We start from the raw sequence: 26,983 nt of genomic DNA, 5'->3' as shown, positions 1-26,983 counted from the left end.
ACGCCGCCGTCGGTCTCGATGTGGTCGTCTCCGGGAACATGGTCGGGAAGTGCATTGGCCAGCCGGCCGTCGCCCAGGATCATGTCGAAGCCGGCGCCGCCGTAGAGCTCGTCGCTGCCGCCTTCGCCGGCGAGGAAGTCGTTGCCGGCATCGCCGCCGAGCCAGTTGTTCTCCTCGTCGCCGAGCAGCGCGTCGTCGCCGTCACGGCCCTTGGCCTTGGTGACGCCGACGAACTCAGCGGCGTTGAGGTTGATGTTGTCTGTGCCAAGGGTGCCGGAGTATCCGACTCCCGGGAAATTTTCGTACGGTGTTTTCATAACGTTTACCCCCGTTAAAGGTTTTTCATCAACATCCCCGCCCCCTCTCGAAGAGCGAAGGCGTTGCGAGGTTGCTGCGAAGCAGCAAGCGCGGCGAAGAACTCCGCGCCATGTCTCTGATGATCCATTTACGGGAAAAGCGCACTACCCCCATTTGGGGGTAATCGCGCAAGATAAGCCCCTGCGCGACGAAACAAATTGTATCGCGTCCGGGAACCGGAGCGACCCGGAAGGCTTTCCCCTTCCGGCAGGGTCGGGCCGGGGGGCGGCCCGTGTTTCTCTGGAAGCGTTCTGGCACCGGAAATCGGCCGTTCGAGGGCACGATTGGGGCAAGACTGTGACCGCTTCCGCGGCCCGCAGTCTGCCCCCGAAATCCTTAAGAAAGTCCTAACGCGCGCCCCGCGCCGGCGCGCGCGGCCGCCCCGGGGCGGCCTCAGCTGCGGAAGGCCCGGTCGAAGTACTCCGTGAGCGGCTCCATCAGATAGGCCAGCGGCGTCCGGTCGCCGGTCCGGATGAAGGCGTCCACGGGCATCCCCGGCAGCAGCGTCGCGCCCTCGGGCAGCTTGCCAAGCTCGGCCTCGGGCAGCTGGATCTCCACCCGGTACCACGAGTTGCCGCTCTGCTCGTCCACATAGGCGTCCGCCGAGACCTGCGTGACCGAGCCGAAGAGATCCGGCGTGCTGCGCATGTCGAAGGCCGAGATCCGCAGCATCACGTCCTGGCCGGGAAACACCTGGTCCACGTGGATCGGCTCCACCCGCGCCTCGATGACCAGCGGCCGGTCCTGCGGCACCAGGTACAGCACCGGATCCGCCGGCCGGACCACGGACTGCCGGCCGAAGATGCGCATGTCGTAGACCACGCCCGCCACCGGCGCGCGGATGTCGAGCCGATCCAGCTGGCGGATCAGCGACCGGCGCTGCTCGGCCAGCTCGCGCTCGTTGAACTGCAGGTCGCGCATCCGGCTGATCGCCTCCTCCCGGCGCCGCGAGCGCAGCTGCAGCTCCGAGATCTCCAGCTCGGCGATGCGCGCCATCGCCTGCGCCCGCCGCGCCTTCAGATCGCCCAGCGTGCCGGCCAGCCGCGCCTCCTCCCGGCGCAGGCTCAGCACGCGGCTGGCCTGCGCCAGACCGCGATCCAGAAGCGACTGCTGGTTCTCCAGCTCCTCGGCGATCAGCGCCTGCTGACGCTCCAGCGCCGCCATCTGCGCGTCGATCCCCTCGACCTCGTTGCCGAGCTGCTCGCGCTGGTTGCGCAGCTGCTCCACCTCCTTGGCCTGGCTCTCGTTGCGCGCCTCGAACAGCCGGGCCTGCCCCGCGAGCAGCTCGGAGACCTCCGGATCCCGCCGCGCCTCCGCCACCAGCTCCGGGTCGAAGGTGATCTCCGTCGCCTCCTCGCGCTCGGCCTCCAGCCGGCCGCGCCGCGCCATCAGCTCGAAAAGCTGCCCCTCGACGATGGCCAGCTCCGAGCGCAGCTGGGAGGGGTCGAGCCGGATCAGCACCGCGCCCTCCTCGACCGCCTCGCCCTCGGCCACCAGAACCTCCTCGACCACGCCGCCGTCGGGGTGCTGCACCACCTGCCGGTTGCGGTCCACCACGATGCGCCCGGAGGCGACCACCGCGCCGGCGATATTGGCCATCACGCTCCAGGCCCCGAAGCCGCCGACCAGGATCGCCAGCGCCAGAAGCCCGATCAGAAGCGGCCGCAGCGCCGGAAAGGCGCCCCCCGAACCGTCCCGCTCGCTCATGTCACCCCCACGGGATTGTTCGCCGCCTGCTGCAGCGTGCGGTGGTTCTGCACCACCTCGCTGAGCACCTTCTCGCGCGGGCCCCAGGCCTTGCGCATGCCGTCCTCGAGCACCAGCAGCATCTCGCATTCCCGGATCGCGGCCGGCCGGTGCGCCATGATCAGCACCGAACGCCCCTCCTCCTTCATCACCCGGATCGCCGCGTTCAGCGCGGTCGATCCCTCGTTGTCGAGGTTGGAGTTCGGCTCGTCGAGCACGAGGATCACCGGATCGCCGTACATCGCCCGCGCCAGGCCGATGCGCTGGATCTGACCGCCCGACAGCTGCGTGCTCGCCAGGCTGACCGGCGTGCCGTAGCCCTGCGGCAGCTTCACGATCATCTCGTGCGCCGCCGCCTTCTTCGCCGCCTCCACCACCTTGGCGTCGTCCGGCTCCGGGCTCAGCCGCGCGATGTTCTCCGCGATGGTACCCTCGAACAGCTGCACCCGCTGCGGAAGATAGCCGATATGCTGCGCCAGACGCTCCGGGTCGTACTGGTCAAGCGCCGCCCCGTCGAGCCGGATCTTGCCCCCCGCCGCAGGCCAGACCCCCGTGATCGCCCGCGCCAGCGTCGACTTGCCCGAGCCGCTCTGCCCGATCACCCCCACCGCCTGGCCCGGCGCCACGTCGAAGTTGATCATCCGCAGCGTCGCCTGACGGCCGCCCGGCGGTATCACCGTCAGCTGCTGCACCGAAAGCCGCGCCTGCGGCCGCGGCAGCTCCACCCGCGGCGGATCGGGCGCGACCGTCGACAGAAGCTCCACGAGATTGTCCCAGCCGCGCTTGGCCCGCTGCACCACCGTCCACTGGCCCACGACCAGATCCACCGGCGCCAGCGCCCGGCCCAGCAGAATCGACGCCGCGATCATCACCCCCGGCGTCACGCTGCCCTGAAGCACCAGATAGGCCCCGAGCCCCAGCATCGCGGACTGCAGAAACAGCCGGAAGGTCTTCGCCGCCACCGAGAAGCTGCCCCCCAGGTCGCTGGCGCGCAGGTTCTGCTCCAGCGCCCGCCGGCGCGCCCTGTCCCACCGCTGGAAGGCGCTGCCCTGCATGCCCAGGCTGCGCACCGTCTCCGCCTCGGTCTGAAGATGCTCGGCCAGCCGCTCCGAGCGCACCGAGGCGGCGTTCGCCTGCACAACCGCGAGCCGCGTCGTGTACTGGTTCAGCACCGTGATCAGGATCAGGATCCCCCCGCCCACCACCGCGAGCGCCCCGAGCCAGGGATGGAAGATCGAAATCCCCAGAAGAAAGACCGGCGTCCAGGGAATGTCGAACAGCGCCGTGAACACCGGCGAGCCGTAGAACCGCTGCACCGCCTCCACGTCCTTGAGCTGGTTCTCCGAGCCCCCGTCGTCCCCCCCGATCGCCGAGCGCCGGAGGATCGCGTCGAACACACGACGGTCGAGACGCGCCTGGAACCGCGCCGCCATCCGGCCCAGAAGCCGCGCCCGCGCCCAGTCCAGAACCCCCATCATCAGAAACAGGAACGCCATCAGCGCGAAAAGCGCCACCAGCGTCTCCTCCGACCGGCTCCCCAGAACCCGGTCGTAGATCTGAAGCATGAAGATCGGGCCCGTCAGCATCAGCAGGTTGACGAAGACGCTGAACACCCCCGCCGTCCAGAGCAGCCCGCGGTTCTCGCCGCGGATCTCCCGCAACTCCGCCTGGCCGCGCGTCAGATCGGGTTTGGCCATCCACCGCCTCCTCGCCGGAATCCCCCGAAACCGCACCACAGCGCCGGCATCCGGGGCAAGCCCGGATGCCGGAACCACAGGATCCCGGAAAACTCTATCTTCAAGTCGAAATGCACTCTGCAAACAGGCCCGGGACGGGCCTCCAGAACCTTATCAGCCCCGCCCGCCCGCGTCACCACGAGATCGACCCCGACACCCCGAAACCCACAGCACCTCGTGGAAAAAACAACACGCCCCACAACATCCGGCCCACAAACCCCAGCCCAACCCCGCAAACCCGCGAAACAGTCCCCAAACCCACGACAAATTGTCCGAAAACCCGAACAAACCGCCACGAATCGGCCAACATCAAGACACCAAAAAACCCGCGCCAAACCGCGGCAAGGGTCATTCATAGCCCAGTGCAGGCAGGGGCGCCCCCTCGATCAGCGCCCGATACAGTCCCACCGTCTTTTCGGCCTTGCGGGCCCACGTGAACTGCGCTTCGGCATAGGCCTGTCCTTCCGACGCGATGCGGGCGCTCCGTTCGCGCTCTGTCGCCGCGCGCTCCATCGCCTTGCGGAAGCCGGCGACAAGATCTTCGAAGGGCGCCATCGGCATCCGGTCGCCTCTGCCTTGCGCAGCGAGCGCAGCCGGCGCGCCGTAGTCCGTGACGAGGCAGTGCATGCCCGAGGCCATCGCCTCGATCACCACGCCGGCGCCGAGTTCCCGGATCGACGGAAACACGAAGACGTCGCAGCCCCGCATCCAGTCGGCCACGCCGGCCTGATCCGTGCGGCCTTCGAGCGTCACGCAGTCCTCCAGCCCCTCTTCCCGGATGATCGCCTCGAGGCGCGGCCGCTCGGGCCCGTCGCCCACCACGTGCAGCTTGTGCCGGCGCAGCAGGTCCGAACCGGCTACCGCGCGCAGCGGCAACTCGGGCAGCTTGTAGGGCACGAGACGGCCCGCGTAGAGAAAATGCACGCGCCCGTCCGGGCCCCGGGCGCCTGACGGCGCGGCGCCGCGGTCGTGAAAGATCGCAGGATCGAAGCCGATTTCAGGCATCATCAGAACGCGCGCGGGATCGGCGGCCCAGAGATCCGCGCGCGTGTGCTCGAAGGCGGCGAGGATGCAGGCCGCGCGTGACTGTGTGCGCCGCGCGTAGGGCAGGAAACGGTAGGCCCTCCTCAGAGTGCGCAGGCGCTCGCGCTCGCGCGTGCGCTCGGCCGCGAAGGCCCGCGGCCAGTCGAGGTTCCCGTTGAGCGGCCCCAGCACGAAGGGCTGCGGCGTGCGGCCGGCCATGAAGCTGGGCAGCGTCGGGGACATCGGCGTGATCCGGTGCACGATGTCGAAGTCTCCGGCGCGCAGCGCGCCGCTGAAGTGACGCCAGACCTCGCGCTCGAAGGCGAGATAGGGAAGATAGGCAAACGCCATCGAAGTGGACCACGCCACTTCGTCGCCGCCGCGCAGCCTGCGCGAGATCCGGTGTAACGGCGCCGCGATGTACTCGTTGTCCATATAGGCGACGTCGAGCCGGTCGCCGGCGGCCTCGATGTTCGCGCGGTTGCGGACATGCGTGGCCAGCGTCACTTGCGCGACCTGCGCGAGCGCGCGGGCATATTTATAGCCCACGACCGGCAGCGACGGCCATTCAGGGTTGCAGTCGTCCGCGAGCAGCAGGACGCGGGGTCTGGAGGTATCGGCGGGCATTCGGGATGTCCTGGCTTGGTTGGGGCATGCGCCTGACGGGGGTGTCTCGGTATTGGGGGCCGGTCACATTACCGAGCGCCAGACCCGATCGACCGGGGCGAAGCCTGGGCGCTGACTGGCCTGCGGCACCTCGGCCATGCCCCAAAGCGTCCCTGCGATGAGCCAGGTGAGCGGCGTCAGCGTCGCGTTCGGGATCATGTCGACAAGATTGATCGCCAGCAGCAGCGCCAACGGCCCGGCATAGGGCGACACGGGCGCGCCCGTTCGGAAGGCTTCGCGCCAGATCATCAGAATCGGCAGCGCAATCAGCCAGAACTCCGCGAGAAAGCCGACCCATCCGTAGACGCCGAGCGTTATGATCCAGCGACCGTCCGAGATGGTCAGCTGCCGGCCGCTGTCGTCGAAGACGTGGTTGCGGCCCCAGCTTCCCCAACCGAAGAGCGGCTTCTCCTGCGCCCGCTCCTGGAGCACGGCCTCGTTGTCGAATCGGAATTCCAGGGAATTCGCGCGATCCGGACCGATGCGTTCCGCCGCAGCGAGAATCGTCTCGGTCGGGATCATCTGCGCGCCCTTGAGCATCGGGTAGGAGACCGCTAGGAGCGCGACCACCGCCGCCACCGTGAGCTGCATGCGCGTCGACATCAGCAGCACCATCGGGACGATCAGCAGCCCGTAGAGAAGCGGCGCATAGGATTTCGACAGCACGAGCATGACCAGCAGCCATATGGACGAGAGGAGCCAGAGCGCGCGGAGGCTGCGGCGCGGCTCGTACTTCACCAGCCCGACCGCCGCGACCGCCGCCGACATCGTCAGAAAGGCGGCCCAGAGCGCATGTTGGAGAAAGACGATGGGCCGGTAGCCCCCGTAGCGGACCATCTGGTCGAAGGAATGCTGGAAATAGCCATAGATCCAGATGTTCATCTGCGGACTCATCCGCAGCTCGATCAGCATTGGGGCGGTGTAGACGAGCGTCCCGGCGACCAGGGCCACGAGCAGCGCGCGATGGCTTTCGCTACCGACGAGAAGCCAGCGGGCGAGGAGAAACGGCACCAGATGGAAGAACTGGCGCACCGACATCGACACCGCATCCTTCATGTCCAGCCCCGGCAAGACGGTGTCGCCCCAGATCACCAGTTCGCCATTGGTGAAAGAGGTGGCGAACGGCGAGAGCACGAAGACCGCGATCAGGAGCCGGCCGAGCGGACTCTCGGGAAGCAGCGAGCGCTCGCGCTCCACCAGCGCGACCACCGCGATGATCGCGGCCATCGCGGGAATGCTGGATTTGGTCATCGGCGGAATGAGCGGGAAATCGAATCCCGCGGGCGGCGGCGGCAGGATCAGATAGGCGGCGAGCATCGACCATATAAGCGCCCTGTCCGGCTGCAGCTTGCGGAACAGCAAGATCGTGACCACCGGCCACAGCACGAGCATGAGTTGAGCAAGGGGGTTGGGCATGGTCCCGCCACCTGATCCCGTTCTGCGCCCCCAGGACCGCGCCTCAGGCGCCGCCACGCCCCTCGGCTAGCATATCGCCGCCGGCCTGTCCTGCCCCGCCGCAACGACTTCGGCGACTAGTGACCGTTCGGCCGCGCCAGCACCGCCACTGTCCGCACCAGGATGCGCAGGTCGGTGAAAAGCGAAAGGTCGCGGAAGTAGCAGGTATCGTAGAGCGCCCGCTCCGCGAAACTCGATTCGTTGCGCACCGCTGTCTGCCAGTACCCGGTGATCCCCGGCCGCATCGCGTAATAGGCGATTCCGGGGTAGAGATCCCGCTGGCAGGGCATCATCGGCCGCGGTCCCACCAGCGACATGTCGCCCTTGAGCACATTCCACAGCTGCGGCAACTCGTCGATCGACGTCTTGCGGATGAAGGCTCCGATGCGGGTGATGCGAGGATCTTGCCGCAGCTTCTGGTCACGATTCCATTCCTCGCGGGCCTCGGGCGACCTGGCGAGATATTCCTCCAGCAAACGGTCGGCATCCGGCACCATGCTGCGCAGCTTCCACATCGCGAACACGCGCCCCTCGCGCCCCAGCCTCGTCTGCCGGTAGAAGGGCGAGTGGCCGTCGAGCGCCACGAGGATCGCGAAGGGCAACAGCAGAGCCACGGCGACAGGCAAGGCGAGCGCTACGAGCAAAAGGTCGAGCCCGCGTTTGAGAAACCGACGATAGAGGCCACGATCGACCTGATCCAGGGGCGACGCGCTTGCCGGTGGCACGACATGCCGGGCGCGCGACAGGGGCTGGCGCATTTCAACGTTCATCCGTTTCTCTCCACCAGAGCGTTCCCGGACCATCCCGTCGTCGCGTGCCGCCGCATTTCGCGGCGAGGGCAGCCCCCTGACCCCTTGGCACCCTTCGAGTGAATGGAAGGACCGGATTACATCACACACTTTGCCGGGCCGATCGAAGCGACCGCGCGCGGCGACCCTCATCCTTCACCGTCTCCAGGAACATCAGCTGCAACCGGATTGCACGATGATCCCTAATTTTGCCTTTTTTTCGCCTAATTCAGCAAGATGAATGGCGCGCCGCCACCCGTCAAGCCGCTTCCCCAAGCTACAACTTTCGGGCGAACAGACCGGGATATCGGCGGCGCGATTGTCGCTAAGCGAGCTGCACGGCGGGCTGCCCGCGGGCGCATGTCGCGCGTTTCGCGCATCCGTCACGGTCCGTTCGCCGGGCAAACCCGCGCCGCGCGCCGGGCTGTTTCAGGCCGAAAGACATTCCTCGACCTCAGGCCCGAATGCTGAAGTCGACGCGACGCGCGTTGACCCCCGCGCAACAATCGGAGGCCGCCGTGTCCATTGTAGAGATGCCATGGCAGGCCAGAGAAAATGCGCCAGAAGCACGAAAGACACGCCGCTCGGCCACCGCCCTCGCCCGTCGGACGACAGTCGGCGCGACAGACGGCGCGCCGAGAACTCAACCCTTCGTTGACTCACGCCATATTTCAAATTCAGAATATCTCCCCGCGCTGCCGCATGGCGCACGCATCCACGTCCGAATCGGCGGTGCACAGGGTAGCCATCGGGGCGGCCGTCAGCTGCGCCGCAAGACGGGCTCGGAGTTGCAACCCGCCACTCCAGCAAGTACTCCCGCAGCGCAGAAACGAACGGGCCGGGGGCGAGGCAGTTGACGACGCATCTCTATCAAGGCGATCTGCCCGACGGGCTCGATCTCGGCCCGGTGGTGGCCGTGGATTGCGAGACGATGGGCCTGAACCCGCATCGCGACCGGCTCTGCGTGGTGCAGCTTTCGGGCGGCGACGGGTCCGCGCATCTGGTGCAGATCGGACGGGATCAATCCGCCGCCCCCAATCTTCAGCGACTGCTCGAGGATGATGCGGTCCTGAAGCTGTTTCATTTCGGGCGGTTCGACATCGCCGCGCTCTACAATGCCTTCGGCAGCCTCGCCGCGCCGGTCTGGTGCACCAAGATCGCCTCGAAGCTCGTGCGCACCTATACCGACCGGCACGGGCTGAAGGTGCTGACACAGGAACTTCTGGGCATCGACATCTCCAAGCAGCAGCAGTCGAGCGACTGGGGCGCGGACACGCTCACGCCCGCGCAGCTCGACTACGCGGCCTCGGACGTGCTCTACCTGCACCGGCTGCGCGAGGCGCTCGTGGCGATGCTGATGCGCGAAGGACGGCTGGAACTCGCCGAGGCCTGCTTCGCCTTTCTCCCCACGCGGGCGATTCTCGACCTTGCGGGATGGCCGGAGGAGGACATCTTCTCCCACTGATGCGCGGCGACCCCGCCGTGCGGGACGACGGACGGCGGATGGCTCTGGGCGACAACACATATTCCCGCCTCGTGGCGTGGCTCAAGATCCTGCTGCCGCTCGCGGCGCTGGTGATGCTCTCCGTGCTTTTCCTGCTCTCGCGGCAGAGCGATCCCACGGACATCCCGCGCTGGATCGAAGGGCGCCCCTCGGACCTGACGACCGGCGAGCAGGTGACCCGCCCCTCCTACGCGGGCCTGACGGAGGACGGCACCGACCTGACGGTGACCGCCCGGCGCGCCCGCCCGGAGCCGGGCACGGAGGGCCGCGCGCTGGCGGAAGAACTCGTCGCCACGGCCCGCCTGCCCGACGGCAGCGAGGTGCGGCTTGCCGCCCGCGCCGGACTGCTCGACGAAGCGGCGGGCGAAGCTCTTCTGTCGGGCGGCGTCGAGATCGAGAGCTCGACCGGCTACCGGCTGCAGTCGGAGCGTTTCCGCGTCGATCTCGACCGCCTTTCGATGGACAGCCTCGGGCCGGTGACGGGGCGCGGCCCCGCCGGCCGGCTCAGCGCCGGACGCATGCATGTCAGCGGCGCCACGGAGGAGACCGGCGCGCGGCTGCTTTTCACCGAAGGCGTCAAGCTGCTATACGACCCCCAGGGGTAGAGAACGGTTCATTTCGTGGCATCCTTTCGCAACTGTATCTTTGCGGCCTGCGTGCTGACGCTTTGCGCGCAACCTCTGCTGTCTCAGGGGACCGAGATGGGCTTCGGCGACGGCGGCACCGACGCCGACGCGCCCGTGGAAGTGACCGCCGATCAACTCTCCGTGGATCAGGAAAGTGGGATCGCAGTCTTCACCGGCGACGTCATGATCGTTCAGGGCGCGATGCGGCTGACCGCGCCGGAGGTCCAGGTCTTCTACGGCGAGCAGGGCGACACCATCCAGCGCCTCGAGGCGCGCGGCGGCGTGCTTCTCGTCAACGGCGAGGACGCGGCCGAGGCGCAGCGCGCGGATTACGACGTGGAGAGCGGCAGGATCGTGATGCTGGGCGAGGTGCTGCTGAGCCAGGGGCGCGCCACCGTCGCGGCCGAACGCATGGAGGTCACGCTCGAAACCGGGCAGGCGGAACTGACCGGGCGGGTGCGCACGGTTCTTCAACCGGAGAACGGCGAGTGACCGCGGCGCCCAATCTCACCGTGACCGAGGGCGCGCAGGGCCTTCAGGTGCGCCACTTGCGAAAGAGCTACCGCAAGCGCGTCGTGATCCGCGACGTGAGCATGGAACTGCACCGCGGCGAGGTGGTCGGCCTTCTGGGCCCCAATGGCTCGGGCAAGACGACCTGCTTCTACGCCATCGCGGGACTTATCCTGCCCGAGGGCGGGCAGGTTCTGGTGGACGGGCGCGACGTGACCGCGCTTCCGATGTATCGGCGCGCGCGGCTGGGCATCGGCTATCTGCCGCAGGAAATGTCGATCTTTCGCGGACTCAGCGTCGAGGACAATATCCTCGCCGTGCTCGACATCGCCGTGCGCGACCGGCACAAGCGCCGCGAGCGGCTCGAGGAGCTGCTGTCGGATTTCTCGATCGAGCACCTGCGCCGCGCCCCTGCGCTCGCGCTCTCGGGAGGCGAACGGCGGCGCGTCGAGATCGCGCGCTGCCTCGCGGCCGATCCGAAATACCTGCTGCTCGACGAGCCCTTCGCCGGCGTCGACCCGATCAGCGTGGGCGACATCCGCCATCTCGTCGCAGATCTCAAGACCCGCGGAATCGGCGTGCTCATCACCGACCACAACGTGCGCGAGACGCTCGAGATCGTGGACCGGGCCTATATCCTGCACGACGGCACCATGCTGATGTCGGGCAGCCCGGCAGAAGTCGTGCGCAACGAGAACGTGCGGCGCGTCTACCTTGGCGAGAACTTTCGCATTTCATGAGCGAGCGCAAGGGCGCAGCGGCACGGCCGTCCGCCGTCCGATCGCCGACCCGGCTTGTCATTGACAGAGCGGCCCGCGCTCCCGTCAAATGACGGTGCGGAAGGCGACAGGTCGGATGGTCGGGGCCGGGCGCGGGGTCGTCGGCGGATGCGCGGCGGCCCATCCGCCCCCCCTGCCCGCGACGGGAGCCGACGGGAACAGGCGCAGTCTGCTCCGGGGTCGGCGACACAGGAAAGGAGAGCGGATGCGCTACCAGGTCACCGGCAAGCAGATCGACATCGGCGATGCGCTGAGCACGCATGTAAAGGCCGAACTGGGCGCGGCGATCGAGAAATACGCCAAGCGTCCGACGGACGCCCAGGTCGTGTTCTCGAAGAGCGCACACGAATACGTCTGCGAGGCGACCGTCCATCTCTCGACCGGCCTCACGGCGCAGGCGAAGGCCGCGGCGACCGACATCTACGCCGCCTTCGACGCCTGCTGCGCGAAGATGGAAAAGCAACTGCGGCGCTACAAGCGCAGGTTGAAGGATCATCACCGCGAACGTCCGCAGCCCGTTGAAGTCATGGGCGCGTCCTCGTATATCCTCGCCCCGGAAGGCGAGAGCGACTCGGAGCCCGACACGCTGCAACCGGTTATCGTCGCGGAGACGCAGACGCAGATTCCGTCGTTGTCGGTCGGCGAGGCGGTGATGCAGATGGAACTGGCGGGCGTGCCGGTTCTGGTGTTCCGAAACGAGGCCAAGAACGGCGTGAACGTGGTCTACCGGCGCGACGACGGCAACATCGGCTGGATAGAACCGAAGGATCCGGCCTGAACATGGATCTCGCGGCCCTTTGGCAAGGGGCCGAACAACGGGCAGGACATGACTCTTCAGGAACTCGTGAAACCCGACGCCGTGCGCGTGGTGACATCCGCTTCCAGCAAGAAGCGGCTGATCCATGACCTCGCCGATCTGGCCGAGTCGGCCTACGGAATCGAGTCCGGGACCGCCGTTGACGCGCTTCTGGAACGCGAGGCGCTCGGGCCGACCGGCGTGGGTCATGGCGTGGCGCTCCCGCATGCGCGGCTGCCGGGGCTGGCGGACATGCGCGGGGTGTTCATCCTCCTCGAAAGGCCCGTGGATTTCGACGCAGTTGACCGCCAGCCGGTCGACATCGCCCTTGGGCTCTTCGCCCCCGAGGAGGCCGGCGTGGAGCACCTGAAGGCGCTGGCGCTGGTGGCCCGGACGCTGCGCGACGGCGGTATCTGCGCCAAGCTCCGGGCCAACCCGGACCCGGCCAAGCTGCACGCGATCCTGACCGAGGCGCAGCGCGTCAAGGCCGCCTGAGGCGCGGAGTCACGACGCGGCGCTGCGTTTCCGGGCCGTCGAATGCCCGCGCAGCTCAGGCGCGCCAGTCGCCAAATCCGAAGCGTTCGTAGTCGCGCGCATAGACCTCGCGCGCGAGCCGCTCGAGCCGCCGATCGTGGATCGTGGCGAGCGACATCGGGGCATCGGGCGGCGCGGCCGGCGGCGGCGGCGCATCGGGCCGCCCCGCGGCGCGCGCGATCAGCGGCAGCCAGTCGGCCATCTCGTCCTCCCTCACGACGAGGTCGGGCGGGGCGAATTCTCCCATGCCCTGAAGCGCAACGCCCTGGCTGCACCATTCCCCCGCAATGCGCAGATTCGTGTTGCCGGCGAGATTGTCCTTGAGAAAGCCCAGAAACCGCTCGAAGGCCTGGCGGTGGCGGTCGGCGCTCCAGGCGGGATCGGGCCATTCCTCCGGCAGCTCCAGGCCATGCGTGCGCTGGATCACGCGGCGCACGCGCGCGAAACTCCCCGCGCCGGTGGGCAGGATGCGGGTGCAGAAGACATGGTGCGCGCGCGCCAGCGGATGGCGCAACACGGTGAAGCTGCGATGGCCCGGATGCGCGCGCATCCACTTGCGCAGGGTGCCCTGGGTAAAATCGCCCAGAAGCTCGCCCGGCTCGGCGCCATCGAGCGCGGCGAGCCAGGCGCAGGCCTCTGCCTCGGGTCCGCCGCGCATCGGCAGGTAGAGCACGGGGGCGCGCGGCGCGGCGCGCCAGCCCGGCACGGCCGGACCCCGCGGCGGCTCGAAGGCAGGCGTGCGCGATAGGTTGAAGCGATCGAGGCGCGCGATACCAGTCTCCAGCGCCTCGGGGTTGGCGACCTTGTCCGCGACCGGCTCGGGGTTCTGGCGCTTCAGCGAGCGGTCGAGCTCGGACAGGCGCGAGTCCACGCCGAGCCAGGCCGCCAGCCCGTTGATCACCGCGAGATCCTGCAGATCCTCGTAGGCGATGTAGAAGGCCGTCTGCCCGCGGGTCTGCAATGCCCGCAGCAATTCGAGCTGAAAGCCATGCAGCTCGGCGACATGGCGCTCGAATTCGACCGGATCGAACTCCGCCAAGCCCTCGCGGCGCCGCGACAGATTGGTGAGCTTCCACTGTCCGGTGGCCTGCGCGATCTTGCGCGACACGTAACTCTCAAGCGGGTTGCGGGTAAGCACCACCTTGGCGCAGCGCGGATCGTCGAGCACCGCATCGAGCACGCGCGGATCATGGTCGTGAAAATAGCGGAAGCCGGCCAGCGTGTCCGGCGCGCGCCGGATCGCCCCGAGCAGCCGTTCCGGATCGGCGTCGCGCTCTGCCAGCGTGACGCCAAGCACCTCGGTCCGGTTCGGGTAGCCGATGAAGTGCGGATTGAACGCCTCGCCGTGGCAGGCGACGCCGTCGAGCGCGTTCAGGTTGGTCTCGAGGAAGTTCGAGCCCGTGCGCATCTCGGCGAACACGACGAACCAGTCGAAGCGCCCGCTCATGGCTCAGCGCACGACATAGGGCTTGCGCGGCGGCTTCGGCGGACGCCGGGGGGCGCTCGGCTCCACCGGGAAATCGCCCATCAGATAGGGGTGCATCCCCTGGTTCTTGAGGTTCTGAAGGAAGCGGCCGAACCCGTCGAGATCGGTCATCCGCGGCACCTCGGAAAGCCGGGCGGGATGGCGGCTGCCGAGCTCGTCGAGGATGGTTTGCAGGGGCTCCATGGGCGCCTCCACGAACTCCGCCATGCTCCAGATCCGGATCCGCGCCTTCGTCCAGGGCGACCGCAGCACCTTGAGATGCGCGGCCTCGACCGCCTGCAGATGGGCCGCCTCGGCCCTGAGCTCGGCGAAATCGCGGTTGGACCGGAAGAGCGGCACCGCCCAGGCGCCCGAGATGACCGAGATCTGCGCGTTGGGATCCTTGGCGATGGTCCAGTTGATCCTCTGGTTGTCGCGGGGGCCGAACTGGAAGCATTGCCGCTCGCCCCGCGTGTTCCAGATCAGGTTGGTGAGAAACGCCTTGGGATTGGCGTCGCGCAGCGCCGCGCTGTCCGACAGCGCCCCCGCGACGATATGCGCGCCGTCGGCGAATTCGGCCCGCTCGGGCGCGAAGATATGCCCGTGCACCCGCGCCCCGGTCATCCGCGCGAGCCAAGGCTCGAAATCCTCGAAGAGCTCGGCGAAGCCCTGGAACATGGAGTAGGGTCCGGCGGTGACGCCGTTCTCGAAGCCCTCGCGCGGGAAGCGGCTCTGCATGTAGAGGCCGGGGCGGCCGCGCGTCCGCCGCTCCACGGCCTTGGCGAAGAGGCGGTCGATCTTGCCGGGATTGGGCTCGGCGCGTTTCATGGCGCTGGAGGGATCGGTCAGGAAGGCCTCGTAGAGGCGATTGGCCCGCGGCCAGATCTTGCGCGCCACGAAGCAGTCCGAGCGCCGCAGAAGCTGCAGGTGATCGTCGTAGAAGACATGCGGCTTGCCCTGATAGTCGAATTTCGAAAGCGTGAGCGACCGGCTCTCGATCCGGCGGGAATAGAGCCGCGCGAGGGACTGGAAGTAGCTCTCATCCGGGATCCAGACGCGGCGAAAGAAGCGGTCATAGGTCGCGCGCTCGGGATCCTGCAGGATGGCCGAGAGCGTCTGCCGCGTCAGGCACCACCATTGGCTGCCCATGTGCGGCACGAGCCCGTTGGGCAGCCTGCGCTTGCGGCCGACCAGCCGCTGCAACTCGACATAGGTGTCGAAGAGCAGCCGGTGCCGCTTCCACGAGAAGGGGAACGAGAGCGTGAACCGCTCTTCGTGCAGACCGCCGATCGTCCAGGGCACCTCGGAGGTCGTCGCGCTTTCGATGAAGTCGGTCTGCGGGCGCTCGGCGAGATAGTCGATCAGTTCCTCGACGGGACGCAGCGGCAGACAGGCGCCGGAGGCCAGATAGACGTGCGTCACCTCCGGAAAGCGGGCCAGCATCGTCTCGCAGGCCGCCTGCGAGGCGGCGACCAGCCCCCAGGTACCCCATTCGCAGCGGAACCGGCGCGAAAAGACGATGTGCTCCACGTCGCCCAGCGCGCGCGCGAAGGCGTCGTGCCGGGCGCGGGACACGCTGCGATCCACATGGATCACGACCGGGCAGCCCGCGGCGGCCCAGTGCCGGGCGATCTGTTCGGCGCGCTCGAGCGCCGTGTGCACCAGCATCACCACGCCAAGCGGGCCGCTCATGCCCAGTTCCCCTTGGACATGAGGCCGAGGATCTCGAGCTGGCGCCAGTTGATGTATTTCTCGGACCAGGTGCACCAGAGCTCGGGCGTCTCGGCCATGGCCCTGGCATAGGCCTTGTATTCGCGGCTTGCGGCGTAGTGCTCGCCACGCGCGAGTTCTTCCTGCGCCTTGGCGCCGAGGGTGTCGAGGAACTTGGTGTGCAACAGGATGCCGCTCGCCTTCTCGCCGCCCCAGGCATCGTAGACGAGGTTGAGGCCGCGGGGGAGCAGCATGTGCGTGGAACTCACGTAGGCGTAGCGCCGGTGCCACTTGACCAGCGGGGTCTTGTTGAGCGCCGGGGCCTTCCTCGGCTGATCGGCGAAGAACACCCGCGCCCGCGGCCCGCCCTGGATCCAGAGATTGCCGAGATCGGGGTTCTTCCTGATCGAATAGTTGCCCGGATCGAACCAGGTGGCGATCTCCAGCGGATCCTGCCCCGGGCGGTATTGCTGCGCGTCGATGCGGCCCTTGGGATACATGTCGAGCAGCATCGCGCTGAAGGACCGCACGCCCGTGCTGTCGAGCCAGTCCGTCAGCGCCTGGATCGGCCGCGTGTCGCAGAACGGATAGAGCAAAAACTCGTCCGGATCCACGACGAGGCACCAGTGACCGTGGCCGTACCGGCTCTGCAGCCAGTTGAGCCAGTCCACGCCGTAGTGGGCACGCTTGTAGCTCGCGGTGGTGTGCCAGAGCGAGACGTCGGGTTGCTCGGCAAGATAGGCGCGGGATCCGTCAGTGCTGTCATTGTCCACGATCAGGAAATGATCGACCCCGAGTTCCCGGTAATAATGCAGGAACCAGGGCAGCCTGACGCCTTCGTTGCGCTGGGTCGAGAACAGCAGCACGTCGCCCGGCCGAATGCTGTCCGTGCGATCCGCGACGGCACGCAGCTGCCGGCGCTTGACGAAGGCGCGGGCGCGCCAGCGCTTGCGTCGCCATCGCAGCTTGTAGGATTGCCAGAGACCCAATCGACCCTCATAGACACACCGGCGGAACGGCCCCACCGCGCCTTATCGCCTGCCGGTTAACGCCAGCCTGACCGGCCACGGCCGCGAATGCACCGCGGGCGGGCCGTTTGCGCAGCAGATATGCCACGCCGCACCCGGGCGGTAAACTGGTCGCCGGCTCACACCCAGGCACCGCGGGACATCAGGCCCAGCGCCACGAGTTGCCGCCAGCCGGTGAATCGGGTGGAGTCCGGACACCACAGATCGGGATCCTGGATCAGCGCGTCGTAGTAGGCGCGATAGCTGTCGGCGACCTCGAAATGCTCGCGCCGGTCCTTTTCCTCGCGGCTGCGCTCGACGATGGTGTTGAGGAACTTGGTGTGCAGCAGAACGCCCGACAGCACCTCTCCACCGTCCTCGGCATAGACGGCGTTCAGCCGCCGGGGCAGAATCTGATGCGTCGAGGTGTTGTAGACGTAGCGGCGGTTCCACCGCACGAGGGGCACCTTGTTGAGCGTCGGCGCCCGCCGCGGCCGGTCGGCGAAGAACATGCGCGCCCGCACCCCGCCCCGGATCCATAGATTGCGCAGCTTCGCCTGCTTCTCGATGAAGTAGTTGCCCGCGTCGAACCAGGCGAGCGTGTCGAAGGGATCCTCTCCTGCTGCGTAGCTCTGCGCCCCGGGCGGCCCCTTGGGATACATGTCGAGCATCAGCGCGCCCAGACTCTCGCGCCCGTCCCGCTCCAGCCATTCGGTGAGCGCGGGCAGCGGGCGGGTGTCGTGGTGCGGATAGATCAGGATCTCGTCGGCGTCGAGCGTCAGGCACCAGTGCCCGTGGCCGTGCCGGATCTGAAGCCAGGTCAGCCAGTCCATGCCGAAGCGCGAGAGCTTGTAGCTTTCCCCGGTGTGCCAGAGCGACACGTCGGGCTGGGCGGCCAGCCACTCGCGCGTGCCGTCGTCGCTCTCATTGTCGACGAAAAGGAAATGATCGACCCCGAGCCGCCGGTGATGCTCCAGGAAGAACGGCAGGCGCAGGGCCTCGTTGCGCACCGTCACGAAGGCGAGGATGTCCCCTCGCCGAATCCTGCAGGTGCGGTCGGCCACCACCGCCAGTTGACGGCGCTTGCGGAGAGCGCGGAAGAGAAGGCGGCGGCGCTTCCATCGCAGCCGGTAGGCGAGCCAGAGTTCCCGCGGCTCCTCCACAAGCGTCCTCCTCAGCGGCCGTAGCCCCCCGTCCTGTGCCAGCGCCAGGCGTCGCCGATCATCTCGGCCAGTGTCGAGCGCGCCGGGGTCCAGCCGAGCTCGCGCCCTGCCCTGTCAGAGCCGGAGACGAGCCGCGTGCAGTCTCCCGGCCGCCGCGGCCCCTCTTCCACCGGAACGGGGCGGTTGGTCGCCCGCCGTGCCGCCTCGATCACCTCGCGCACCGAAAAGCCGTGCCCGGTGCCAAGGTTGAAGACGCGCGCCTCGCCGCCCTGCTCCAGCCATTTCAGGCCCAGCACATGCGCCTCCACCAGGTCGGAGACATGGACATAGTCGCGGATGCAGGTGCCGTCCGGCGTGGCATAGTCGGTGCCGTGGATGGTGAGCGCGGGACGCTGGCCGTCGATGGCCTGCAACACCAGAGGCACGAGATGCGTCTCGGGCTCGTGATGCTCGCCCACCTCCGCCTCCGGATCGGCGCCGGCGACGTTGAAATAGCGGAAGATCACCGTGCGCAGCCGGTGGGTGACGCTCATGTCGCGCAGCATGTCCTCCACCGCGCGCTTGGAGGCGCCGTAGGCGTTCACCGGCTGTTGCGGGCTGTCTTCGTCGAGCGTCACGCCGTCCTGCTCGCCATAGACCGCGCAGGTCGAGGAAAAGACGAAGTTCCGGCACCCCGCCTCAACCGCCGCCTCGGCGAGGTTGAGCGACCCGCAGAGGTTGTTGCGCCAGTAACGCGCCGGCTCGCGCATCGCCTCTCCGACCTGGCTGAGCGCCGCGAAATGCATCACCGCCGATGGGCGATGGCGGGCGAAGACCTCGGCCAGCCGGTCGCGGTCGAGCAGGTCGCCCTGCTCGAAGGGACCGAAACGCACGGCGGACTCCCACCCCGTGGACAGGTTGTCGAAGGCGACCGGGGTGTAACCTGCCCGCGCGAGCGTCTTGCAGGCATGCGCGCCGATGTAGCCGGCACCGCCGGTGACGAGGACGACCGTCATGTGAAAATCCCGCCTACTGCGCCGCCTTCTCGGTGGAAACGAGTTCCTGAAGGTAGCTCACGAGATCCTCGCGCAGGTCGTCCCGCGACAGGGCGAAGGCCACCGTGGCCTGTAGGAAGCCGGACTTCGACCCGCAGTCGAACCGCTGGCCGCGGAAGCGGTAGCCGTAGACGCCACGCTTCTGCGCGATTTCCTCGGCGATCGCGTCGGTCAGCTGGATTTCTCCACCGGAGCCCGACTTCATCTTGTTCAGATTCTTGAGAACATCCGGAGTAAGGATATAGCGGCCGATCACCGCGAGGTTCGAGGGCGCCTCTTCCGGCTCCGGCTTCTCCACCATGCCGCGCACCTTGACCAGGGCCCCCATGTCGTCCTCGAGGTCGAGCACGCCATAGGACTTGATCCGGCTCTGCGGCACCTCCATCGCGGCCACCATGCTGCCGCCGGTTTCCTCGTAGGCCTCGACCATCTGCTGCAGGCAGGGGGTCTCGGCCGCGATCACGTCGTCGGGCAGGATGACGGCGAAAGGCTCGTTGTTGGAGATCAGCCGCCGCGCGCACCAGACCGCGTGCCCCAGCCCCAGCGGCTTGTGCTGCCGGATGTAGGCGATCGCCCCCGACTCCATGTTGGTTGACTTCAGGATATCGAGGAGCTCGGACTTGCCCTTCTTGCGCAGCTCCGCCTCGAGCTGCGGCGCGTTGTCGAAATAGTCCTCCAGCGCGCTCTTGCCGCGCGAGGTGACGAAGATGAACTCCTTGATGCCGGCTGCGCGCGCCTCGTCGATGGCATACTGGATCAACGGCCGATCGACGAGGGTCATGATCTCTTTCGGCACAGATTTCGTCGCCGGAAGAAACCGCGTCCCCAGGCCCGCGACGGGAAAGATGGCCTTGGTCACCTTGTTACGCATGACGGTCGTTCCTTTCGACTTGCTGCCCGGTTGCTACATGATGGCGGCGTCCGGCGCATCCTGAAACGGGAAAATCCTGCTGTTTCGCTGCCAATTGCGGACGGTATCACAACTCGGTCACGATCCGGCAAGGGTCACGCCGGGCGCGTAGGCGATGAAGAAGGGGTTGGCGAAACCCGGCTTGCCGTAGATCAGGGGGGTATGGTCGTCGAAGCGCACCACCCGTCCGCCTGCGCCCGCGAGCACGGCGTGCCCGGCGGCGGTATCCCATTCCATCGTGCGGCCGAGGCGCGGATAGAGGTCCGCCTCTCCCGTCGCGACGAGGCAGAACTTGAGCGACGAGCCGGCGCTCTTCATGTCGGCGACCGCGTATTTCGCGATATAGGCGTCCGTCTCCGCGTCACGGTGAGACTTCGAGGCGACGACCCGAAGCGCCGCGTTGTCCGGCGCGGCGACCGCGAGTTCCGTCCTGTCGCCCGACGCCGCGGGGTCGAGCGCGCCTCCTTCCTCGACCGCCAGGCCAGTCGGCGTGGTATAGAAAAGCCGCCCCCGCGCGGGCGCGTATACGACGCCCCTCACCGGAAGGCCGGTTTCGACGTAGGCGATGTTCACTGTGAAGTCCCCGCGTCGCTGGACGAACTCCTTCGTCCCGTCGAGCGGATCGACGATCAGGAAAGTGTCGCCCTGCTGGTCGTGCGTCGCCGCCTGCTCCTCGGTGACGAGCGGCACGTCCGGGAAGGCCGCGCGCAGACCTTCCGAAATCAGCTCGTCCGCCACCTCGTCGGCGAGGGTGACGGGACTGTCGTCGCCCTTGGCCCGCACCTCTAAATCCCGGTTGTCGTAGATCTCCATGATCCGCGCACCGGCTTCGAGCGCGAGGCGGCGCATGACCTCGGTCAATCGGTCGTAATCCAAGTTCCTGCGCTCCAATATGCGGTGCGTCCACGACGCGGGACGCGAATTGCAAAGCGATCGCGCGCCTCTTATGCTGGAGCCGCAACGGAACGGCAAGAATTCCGGCGTATTTTCCGGGCAGAGGCGGGCCGGACGCATGTTTGAGCAACACAATCCGAACGGCCGGGGCAGGGCCGGCTCGGCGACCGCGCTCCTCGAGCTGGTCTATCACGGCATCGTGCGCAACGTGCGCAAGGCGCACGGCAATCCGCTGATGTCGATTGCCGTCAACGTCCTGCAGACGGTCATCTTCGTCCTGGCCTTCTACATCATGTTCTCGGTGCTCGGTCTGCGCGGAATGAAGATCCGGGGCGATTTCCTGATCTTCATCATGTCGGGCATCTTCCTGTTCATGACCCATGTGAAGGCGCTGGGTGCCGTGCTTGGGTCCGAGGGTCCGGCCTCGCCGATGATGCAGCATGCGCCGATGAACACGGCGGTGGCGATCCTCTCCTCCGCGCTCGCCTCGCTCTACATACAGTTTCTTTCGGCTGTCCTGGTGCTCTTCGTCTATCACGTCGCCTTCACGCCCGTGACCTTCCACGACCCGGTGGGCGTCGTGGCGATGTTCCTGCTGGCCTGGTTCACCGGGGCGGCGGCCGGGCTGGTGCTGCTCGCGCTCAAGCCCTGGTTTCCGACCTTCGTCTCGATCTTCGCGATGGTCTATCAGCGGGCGAACATGATCGCGTCGGGCAAGATGTTCGTGGCCAACATGATGCCCGGCTACATGCTTGTGATGTTCGACTGGAATCCGCTCTTTCACGCGATCGACCAGGCGCGCGGCTTCGCCTTCGCCAACTACTTTCCGCGCAACAGTTCGATCGAATATCCGCTCACGGTCGGGATCGTGCTGGTCATGATCGGCCTGATGGGCGAGTATTTCACGCGCAGACACGCCTCGGCCAGCTGGTACGCGCGACGCTGAGGCGTCCCCCTTTCGCGGCGGAGCCATGCGATGATCCGGCTGGCGGCATTCCTGATCCTTCTTCCCCTCTGCGCGGCCGCGCAGAGCCTGCCGGCGCTGCACGACGTCATGGGCGTCGCTGCGGACGACGTGCTCAACATCCGCGCCGGGCCGTCAGCATCCGAGCCTGTCGTGGGCACGCTCGCCCCCGACGCCGAGGGCGTCGAGGTCATCGCGCTCGACGCCGGGGGCGGCTGGGGCCGAGTCAATACCGGCGAGCGGTCGGGGTGGGCCTCGATGGCCTATCTCGAGCGTCAGCCCGGACAGGATGACGACGCGCTGCCCGTACCGATGGGCTGCTTCGGAACCGAGCCGTTCTGGTCGCTTCAGGTCGCGGACTCCGGCCTCGTCTTCGAAGGAGTGAGCATCGACCGCGTCGAGACCTCGCTCGCCACTCGCACCCGGGCGTCCGGTCTCCGCGGCCGTTACGGCTTCGCGGGATGGGGGGCCAGGGAGCCGGCGGGCATGCACGGCATCGTCCGGCGGGAGGCGTGCAGCGACGGCATGTCGGACCGGATCTACGGCCTCTCGCTCGACCTTCTGGTGTCGGCGGGCGGCACGCTCAGCCAATACGCCGGCTGCTGCTCGCTCGCGCGCTGAGGATCAGTCGACCACGCGCAGCGTCAGGTTGATCCGCCCGCCCTGCGGCAGCAGCGTGGACGAGCCGTGCCGGATGCGGTCGATGCCGTGGTAGGCGAGCCGGCTCTCGCCCTCCAGCACCGCCACGTCGCCCGAGCGCAGCCAGACCGAGGCGGTCCGCCCGCCTCGCTCGGTCCCGCCCACGCGAAACAGCGCCTCGTCCCCCAGAGAGACCGACACCACCGGCCACGAGAAATCGGCCTCGTCGCGGTCCTGATGCAGGCCCATGCGCGCGCCCTCTTCATACCAGTTGACGAGGCAGCAGTCCGGCGCCCGCCCGAGCCCCGTCACGTCGCGCCAGAGCGCCAGCACCGCGTCGGGGATCGGCGGCCACTCGACCCCCGACGGATGGCGCGGCTCGTAGCGGTAGCCTCTGCGGTCCGAGACCCAGCCATATCGCCCCGCGGCGGTCATGCGCACCGACATGGGCTTGCCGCGCGGGGTCTCCGGCCGAAAGAACGGCGCCGCGCGCGCCACCTCGCGCAGGCGGGCGACGAGGCGATCCTGCGCGGGCGTGTCCAGGTAGCCGGGCAGCACACGCACACCGCGAACATCCAGCGCCGCCCCCTCCCCTCGCGATGTATCCGCCATCGTCCTGTCCACCCATCGAGAATGCATCGAATCCGCCGCTTGGGCGTGCTTGCAGGCCCTAGGGCCCCTCCCTATATAGCCGCAAGACGTTCGGGCGGGCAGCGCGCCTGGCCGACCGGATCGGGGCCGGGATGCCGCAACGGGTCTCGCGCCTCGGCGTATCGCCTGAAGTACGAAAGGGATCGGAAGACATGGGCAAAGTGATCGGTATCGACCTCGGCACCACGAACAGCTGTGTGGCCATCATGGACGGCTCGCAGCCGCGCGTGATCGAGAACGCGGAAGGCGCGCGCACCACGCCGTCGATCGTGGCGTTCACGGATGACGAGCGCCTGGTCGGCCAGGCCGCGAAGCGGCAGGCCGTCACCAACCCCGAGAATACCATCTTCGGCGTCAAGCGCCTGATCGGCCGTCGGCTGAACGACGAGGATCTCGCCAAGGACAAGAAGAACCTCCCCTATGCCGTGGTCGACGGCGGCCAGGGCGACGCCTGGGTCGAGGCCAAGGGCGAGAAGTATTCCCCCAGCCAGATTTCCGCCTTCATTCTGCAGAAGATGAAGGAGACCGCGGAATCCTACCTGGGCGAGGAAGTCGATCAGGCCGTCATCACCGTGCCGGCCTACTTCAACGACGCCCAGCGTCAGGCCACCAAGGACGCGGGCAAGATCGCGGGCCTCGAGGTTCTGCGCATCATCAACGAGCCGACGGCGGCCGCGCTGGCCTACGGGCTCGACAAGAAGGATTCCAAGACGATCGCGGTCTACGATCTCGGCGGCGGCACCTTCGACGTCACCATCCTCGAGATCGACGAGGGCCTCTTCGAGGTGAAGTCCACCAACGGGGACACGTTCCTGGGCGGTGAAGACTTCGACATGCGGATCGTCAACTACCTCGCCGAGGAGTTCAAGAAGGAGCACGGCGTCGATCTCACGCAGGACAAGATGGCCCTGCAGCGCCTCAAGGAGGCCGCCGAGAAGGCGAAGATCGAGCTCTCGAGCGCCACGCAGACCGAGATCAACCAGCCGTTCATCTCGATGGACAAGGCGACCGGTCAGCCGCTGCACATGGTGATGAAGCTGACCCGCGCGAAGCTCGAAAGCCTCGTCGCCGACCTCATCAAGGGCTCGCTCGAGCCGTGCAAGGCGGCGCTCAAGGATGCCGGGATCAGCAAGGACGACATCGACGAGGTGGTTCTCGTCGGCGGCCAGACCCGCATGCCCAAGGTCTTCGAGGAAGTCACCAAGTTCTTCGGCAAGGAGCCGCACAAGGGCGTGAACCCCGACGAGGTCGTGGCGCTCGGCGCGGCGATCCAGGCCGGCGTGCTGCAAGGCGACGTGAAGGACGTCGTCCTTCTGGACGTGACGCCCCTGAGCCTCGGCATCGAGACGCTGGGCGGCGTGTTCACCCGGCTGATCGACCGCAACACGACGATCCCGACCCGCAAGTCGCAGATCTTCTCGACCGCCGAGGACAACCAGGGCGCCGTGACGATCCGTGTCTTCCAGGGGGAGCGCGAGATGGCGGCCGACAACAAGCTGCTCGGCCAGTTCAACCTTGAGGACATTCCGCCGGCGCCGCGCGGCATGCCGCAGATCGAGGTCACCTTCGACATCGACGCAAACGGCATCGTCAACGTCTCGGCCAAGGACAAGGGCACCGGCAAGGAGCAGAAGATCACCATCCAGGCCTCCGGCGGTCTGACCGAGGACGAGATCGAGAAGATGGTGAAGGACGCCGAGTCCCACGCCGAGGAGGACAAGAAGCGCCGCGAACTGATCGAGGCCAAGAACCAGGCCGAGAGCCTCATCCATTCGACCGAGAAGTCGGTCGAGGAGCATGGCGACAAGGTCGATCCCGCGACCGTCGAGGCGATCGAGCTTGCGGTCTCCGCCCTGCGCGACGACCTCGAGAAGGAGGACGTGACCGCCGAGAAGATCCGCTCCGGCATCCAGAACGTCACCGAGGCGTCGATGAAGCTGGGCGAGGCGATCTACAAGGCCGGCCAGGAAGAGGCTCAGAGCACCGGCGAAGGCGGCGACGAGCAGGCCTCCGGGAAATCGGAAGACGACGACATCGTCGATGCCGATTTCGAGGATCTGGACGACGACAAGCGCGCCTGAGCGCCGTGAGCTGACAGGTCGCGCAGGGCCGGTCCGGACGCCGGGCCGGCCCTGTCGCTTCCGAGAACGGGGATTTGCCGATGGCGAAGAGGGACTACTACGACGTTCTGGGCGTGAGCCGCGGCGCCTCTGCCGACGAGATCAAGAAGGCCTATCGCAAGAAGGCCAAGGAGCTCCACCCGGATCGCAACAAGGACAACCCCGAAGCGGAAGGCCAGTTCAAGGAGGTGAACGAGGCTTATGAGGCGCTGAAGGATCCGGAGCGCAAGGCCGCCTACGACCGTTTCGGTCACGCCGCCTTCGAGGGCGGCATGGGCGGCGGCGGCGGACCAGGCGCACGGCCCGGCGGCTTCGGCCCCGGACAGGGCGACTTCGCCTCCGCCTTCTCAGATGTCTTCGACGATCTCTTCGGGGATTTCATGGGCGGGCGCGGCGGCGCGAGCGCCCGGCAGCGCGCGGCACGTGGCGCCGATCTGCGCTACAACCTGCGCGTCTCGCTCGAAGAGGCCTATACCGGCCTGCAGAAGACCATACAGGTCCGCGGTTCGGTCGCCTGCCCCTCGTGCGAGGGAACGGGCGCCGAGGGCGGCGCGGAACCCGTGGCCTGCCCGACCTGCTCGGGCATGGGCAAGGTCCGCGCGCAGCAGGGCTTCTTCACCGTCGAGCGGACCTGCCCCACCTGCGGCGGGCTCGGCCAGATCATCAAGAACCCCTGCACCGCCTGCGCGGGCTCCGGCCGCGTCGAGAAGGAGCGTGCGCTCTCGGTGAACATTCCCGCGGGGGTGGAAACCGGCACGCGCATCCGTCTGGCCGGCGAGGGGGACGCCGGGATGCGCGGCGGGCCGCCGGGCGACCTCTACATCTTCATCGAGGTCGAACCGCACAGGATCTTCGAGCGCGACGGCGCCGACCTCTACTGCCGCGTCCCCGTCTCGATGCCGACCGCCGCGCTCGGCGGCGACATCGAGGTGCCGACGATCGACGGCGGCCGCTCGCGCGTGAAGATCCCCGCCGGAAGCCAGTCGGGCCGGCAGATGCGCCTGCGCGGCAAGGGGATGCCGGCGCTGCGGGGCGGCGGCCATGGCGACATGTTCATCGAGCTTGCCGTCGAGACGCCCGTCAACCTTACCTCCCGGCAAAAGGAACTGCTGCGCGAGTTCGAGGCGTTGAGCGAGGACAACAACCCCGAGAGCAAGAGCTTCTTCTCCTCGGTGAAGAGCTTCTGGGACAACATGAAGGGCTGAGGGGCGGCACGCCCCCGCCCGCGGAAGGAAACGCCCATGCGCCCGACAAACGAGGCCCTGATCGTCATCGACGTGCAGAACGACTTCTGCCCCGGCGGCGCGCTGGAAGTGCCGGGCGGCGACGAGATCGTGCCGGGCATCAACGCGCTCATGCGCGAGTTTCCCGCGGTGATCCTGACGCAGGACTGGCACCCGGCCGGGCATTCCAGCTTCGCCTCCGAGCATCCCGGCAAATCCCCGATGGAGACGGTCGAGATGCGCTACGGCACGCAGATCCTCTGGCCCGATCATTGCGTGCAGGGGACGCAGGGCGCCGAGTTTCACCCCGATCTCGAGACCGACCGCGCGGATCTGATCCTGCGCAAGGGGTTCCGCCGCGACATCGACAGCTATTCCGCCTTCTTCGAGAACGACGGCGAGACGCCCACGGGGCTCGAGGGCTATCTGCGCACCCGCGGCCTGACGCGTCTGACGATGGTGGGGCTCGCCACCGACGTCTGCGTCAACTTTTCCGCGCAGGACGGCGCGCGCCTGGGCTTCGAGGTCGAGCTGCACACCGACCTCGCGCGCGGCATCGACCACGAGGGCTCGCTCGCCAGGGCGCTGGCCGAGATGCGCGAGCGGGGGGTTGAGGTCCGCTGAGGCGGCTCTTGCCCTCCCCCTGCGGGCTTTGCTCTAACGCAGGGGCATCAGGAGGGCCC

The 26,983-nt window shown here is 67.6% G+C and carries 24 protein-coding genes and 1 pseudogene; 11 read left to right on the top strand and 14 right to left on the bottom strand.

Annotated features, from left to right (window positions below; translation table 11 throughout):
* From DRV85_RS18390 to DRV85_RS18365, 6 genes and pseudogenes are all read right to left on the bottom strand, one after another.
* Positions 1-317, bottom strand: a pseudogene (locus DRV85_RS18390) (hypothetical protein); the annotation flags it as partial.
* Positions 318-750: 433 nt separating this feature from the next.
* A complete protein-coding gene (locus tag DRV85_RS18385; protein ID WP_113290931.1) occupies positions 751-2,064 on the bottom strand; it encodes an HlyD family type I secretion periplasmic adaptor subunit in 1,314 nt (437 codons plus the stop codon).
* The gene (locus DRV85_RS18380; protein WP_113290930.1) at positions 2,061-3,800 is read right to left on the bottom strand and encodes a type I secretion system permease/ATPase; all 1,740 of its coding nucleotides are present in this window, start codon (positions 3,798-3,800) and stop codon (positions 2,061-2,063) included. The genes DRV85_RS18385 and DRV85_RS18380 overlap by 4 nt, the downstream gene beginning before the upstream one ends.
* Before the next feature lie 387 nt (positions 3,801-4,187).
* Positions 4,188-5,489 carry a glycosyltransferase family 4 protein gene (locus DRV85_RS18375; RefSeq protein ID WP_113290929.1) on the bottom strand — a complete coding sequence of 434 codons (1,302 nt, stop codon included), beginning with the start codon at positions 5,487-5,489 and terminating at the stop codon, positions 4,188-4,190.
* 63 nt (positions 5,490-5,552) lie between these two features.
* Complete coding sequence (locus DRV85_RS18370) at positions 5,553-6,944, bottom strand: hypothetical protein (protein ID WP_113290928.1); 1,392 nt, start codon at positions 6,942-6,944, stop codon at positions 5,553-5,555.
* A gap of 116 nt (positions 6,945-7,060) precedes the next feature.
* Complete coding sequence (locus DRV85_RS18365; RefSeq protein WP_233495591.1) at positions 7,061-7,753, bottom strand: sugar transferase; 693 nt, start codon at positions 7,751-7,753, stop codon at positions 7,061-7,063.
* Positions 7,754-8,624: 871 nt separating this feature from the next.
* On the opposite strand from DRV85_RS18365, the gene DRV85_RS18360 reads away from it, so the two are divergent.
* The 6 genes from DRV85_RS18360 (at position 8,625) to DRV85_RS18335 (ending at position 12,481) form a co-directional block, all read left to right on the top strand.
* Positions 8,625-9,236, top strand: a complete 612-nt coding sequence (locus DRV85_RS18360; protein ID WP_113290926.1) for a ribonuclease D — start codon at positions 8,625-8,627, stop codon at positions 9,234-9,236.
* A complete protein-coding gene (gene lptC, locus DRV85_RS18355; RefSeq protein ID WP_233495589.1) occupies positions 9,236-9,880 on the top strand; it encodes an LPS export ABC transporter periplasmic protein LptC in 645 nt (214 codons plus the stop codon). The genes DRV85_RS18360 and lptC overlap by 1 nt, the downstream gene beginning before the upstream one ends.
* Positions 9,881-9,976: 96 nt before the next feature.
* Positions 9,977-10,393, top strand: a complete 417-nt coding sequence (lptA, locus tag DRV85_RS18350) for a lipopolysaccharide transport periplasmic protein LptA (RefSeq protein WP_113290925.1) — start codon at positions 9,977-9,979, stop codon at positions 10,391-10,393.
* Positions 10,390-11,151, top strand: a complete 762-nt coding sequence (lptB, locus tag DRV85_RS18345) for an LPS export ABC transporter ATP-binding protein (protein ID WP_113290924.1) — start codon at positions 10,390-10,392, stop codon at positions 11,149-11,151. The genes lptA and lptB overlap by 4 nt, the downstream gene beginning before the upstream one ends.
* Before the next feature lie 244 nt (positions 11,152-11,395).
* On the top strand, positions 11,396-11,968 hold the full coding sequence (hpf, locus tag DRV85_RS18340; RefSeq protein ID WP_113290923.1) for a ribosome hibernation-promoting factor, HPF/YfiA family: 573 nt from the start codon (positions 11,396-11,398) through the stop codon (positions 11,966-11,968).
* 48 nt (positions 11,969-12,016) lie between these two features.
* Positions 12,017-12,481 (top strand): PTS sugar transporter subunit IIA, encoded by a 465-nt coding sequence (locus DRV85_RS18335; protein ID WP_113290922.1) that lies wholly within the window; start codon positions 12,017-12,019, stop codon positions 12,479-12,481.
* 55 nt (positions 12,482-12,536) lie between these two features.
* On the opposite strand, the gene DRV85_RS18330 is transcribed toward DRV85_RS18335, so the two are convergent.
* From DRV85_RS18330 to cysQ, 7 genes are all read right to left on the bottom strand, one after another.
* Positions 12,537-13,967, bottom strand: a complete 1,431-nt coding sequence (locus DRV85_RS18330) for a nodulation protein NodH (protein ID WP_113290921.1) — start codon at positions 13,965-13,967, stop codon at positions 12,537-12,539.
* 3 nt (positions 13,968-13,970) lie between these two features.
* Positions 13,971-15,677: a DUF5927 domain-containing protein gene (locus tag DRV85_RS18325; RefSeq protein ID WP_113290920.1), complete on the bottom strand. Its 1,707-nt coding sequence runs from the start codon at positions 15,675-15,677 to the stop codon at positions 13,971-13,973.
* Positions 15,674-16,684: a glycosyltransferase family 2 protein gene (locus DRV85_RS18320; protein WP_233495587.1), complete on the bottom strand. Its 1,011-nt coding sequence runs from the start codon at positions 16,682-16,684 to the stop codon at positions 15,674-15,676. Before DRV85_RS18320 ends, DRV85_RS18325 begins: the two co-directional genes overlap by 4 nt.
* Before the next feature lie 158 nt (positions 16,685-16,842).
* Positions 16,843-17,865 (bottom strand): glycosyltransferase family 2 protein, encoded by a 1,023-nt coding sequence (locus DRV85_RS18315; RefSeq protein WP_113290919.1) that lies wholly within the window; start codon positions 17,863-17,865, stop codon positions 16,843-16,845.
* Between the two features lie 11 nt (positions 17,866-17,876).
* Positions 17,877-18,860 (bottom strand): UDP-glucose 4-epimerase GalE, encoded by a 984-nt coding sequence (galE, locus tag DRV85_RS18310; protein ID WP_113290918.1) that lies wholly within the window; start codon positions 18,858-18,860, stop codon positions 17,877-17,879.
* Positions 18,861-18,873: 13 nt separating this feature from the next.
* Positions 18,874-19,770, bottom strand: coding sequence for a UTP--glucose-1-phosphate uridylyltransferase GalU (gene galU, locus DRV85_RS18305; RefSeq protein ID WP_113290917.1), 897 nt, complete (start codon positions 19,768-19,770; stop codon positions 18,874-18,876).
* Between the two features lie 117 nt (positions 19,771-19,887).
* Positions 19,888-20,685 (bottom strand): 3'(2'),5'-bisphosphate nucleotidase CysQ, encoded by a 798-nt coding sequence (gene cysQ / locus DRV85_RS18300; RefSeq protein WP_113290916.1) that lies wholly within the window; start codon positions 20,683-20,685, stop codon positions 19,888-19,890.
* A 136-nt stretch (positions 20,686-20,821) separates the two neighbouring features.
* Between cysQ and DRV85_RS18295 the strand changes: the two genes are divergently transcribed.
* Together DRV85_RS18295 and DRV85_RS18290 are read left to right on the top strand one after the other, a co-directional pair.
* A complete protein-coding gene (locus DRV85_RS18295; RefSeq protein ID WP_113290915.1) occupies positions 20,822-21,649 on the top strand; it encodes an ABC transporter permease in 828 nt (275 codons plus the stop codon).
* A gap of 30 nt (positions 21,650-21,679) precedes the next feature.
* The gene (locus DRV85_RS18290; RefSeq protein WP_113290914.1) at positions 21,680-22,288 is read left to right on the top strand and encodes an SH3 domain-containing protein; all 609 of its coding nucleotides are present in this window, start codon (positions 21,680-21,682) and stop codon (positions 22,286-22,288) included.
* A 3-nt stretch (positions 22,289-22,291) separates the two neighbouring features.
* On the opposite strand, the gene DRV85_RS18285 is transcribed toward DRV85_RS18290, so the two are convergent.
* The gene (locus tag DRV85_RS18285) at positions 22,292-22,918 is read right to left on the bottom strand and encodes an alpha-ketoglutarate-dependent dioxygenase AlkB family protein (protein WP_113290913.1); all 627 of its coding nucleotides are present in this window, start codon (positions 22,916-22,918) and stop codon (positions 22,292-22,294) included.
* A gap of 191 nt (positions 22,919-23,109) precedes the next feature.
* On the opposite strand from DRV85_RS18285, the gene dnaK reads away from it, so the two are divergent.
* From dnaK to pncA, 3 genes are all read left to right on the top strand, one after another.
* Positions 23,110-25,038 carry a molecular chaperone DnaK gene (gene dnaK, locus DRV85_RS18280; RefSeq protein ID WP_113290912.1) on the top strand — a complete coding sequence of 643 codons (1,929 nt, stop codon included), beginning with the start codon at positions 23,110-23,112 and terminating at the stop codon, positions 25,036-25,038.
* Positions 25,039-25,118: 80 nt separating this feature from the next.
* Complete coding sequence (gene dnaJ, locus DRV85_RS18275; RefSeq protein WP_113290911.1) at positions 25,119-26,282, top strand: molecular chaperone DnaJ; 1,164 nt, start codon at positions 25,119-25,121, stop codon at positions 26,280-26,282.
* A 36-nt stretch (positions 26,283-26,318) separates the two neighbouring features.
* Positions 26,319-26,924 carry a bifunctional nicotinamidase/pyrazinamidase gene (pncA, locus tag DRV85_RS18270; protein WP_113290910.1) on the top strand — a complete coding sequence of 202 codons (606 nt, stop codon included), beginning with the start codon at positions 26,319-26,321 and terminating at the stop codon, positions 26,922-26,924.
* Positions 26,925-26,983 lie beyond the last annotated feature (59 nt).

The organism is Rhodosalinus halophilus (assembly GCF_003298775.1).
GTDB classification, from domain to species: Bacteria; Pseudomonadota; Alphaproteobacteria; order Rhodobacterales; family Rhodobacteraceae; genus Rhodosalinus; species Rhodosalinus halophilus.
Note: the sequence above shows the minus strand (reverse complement) of the source record. Positions and strands in the feature narration are given on the sequence as shown.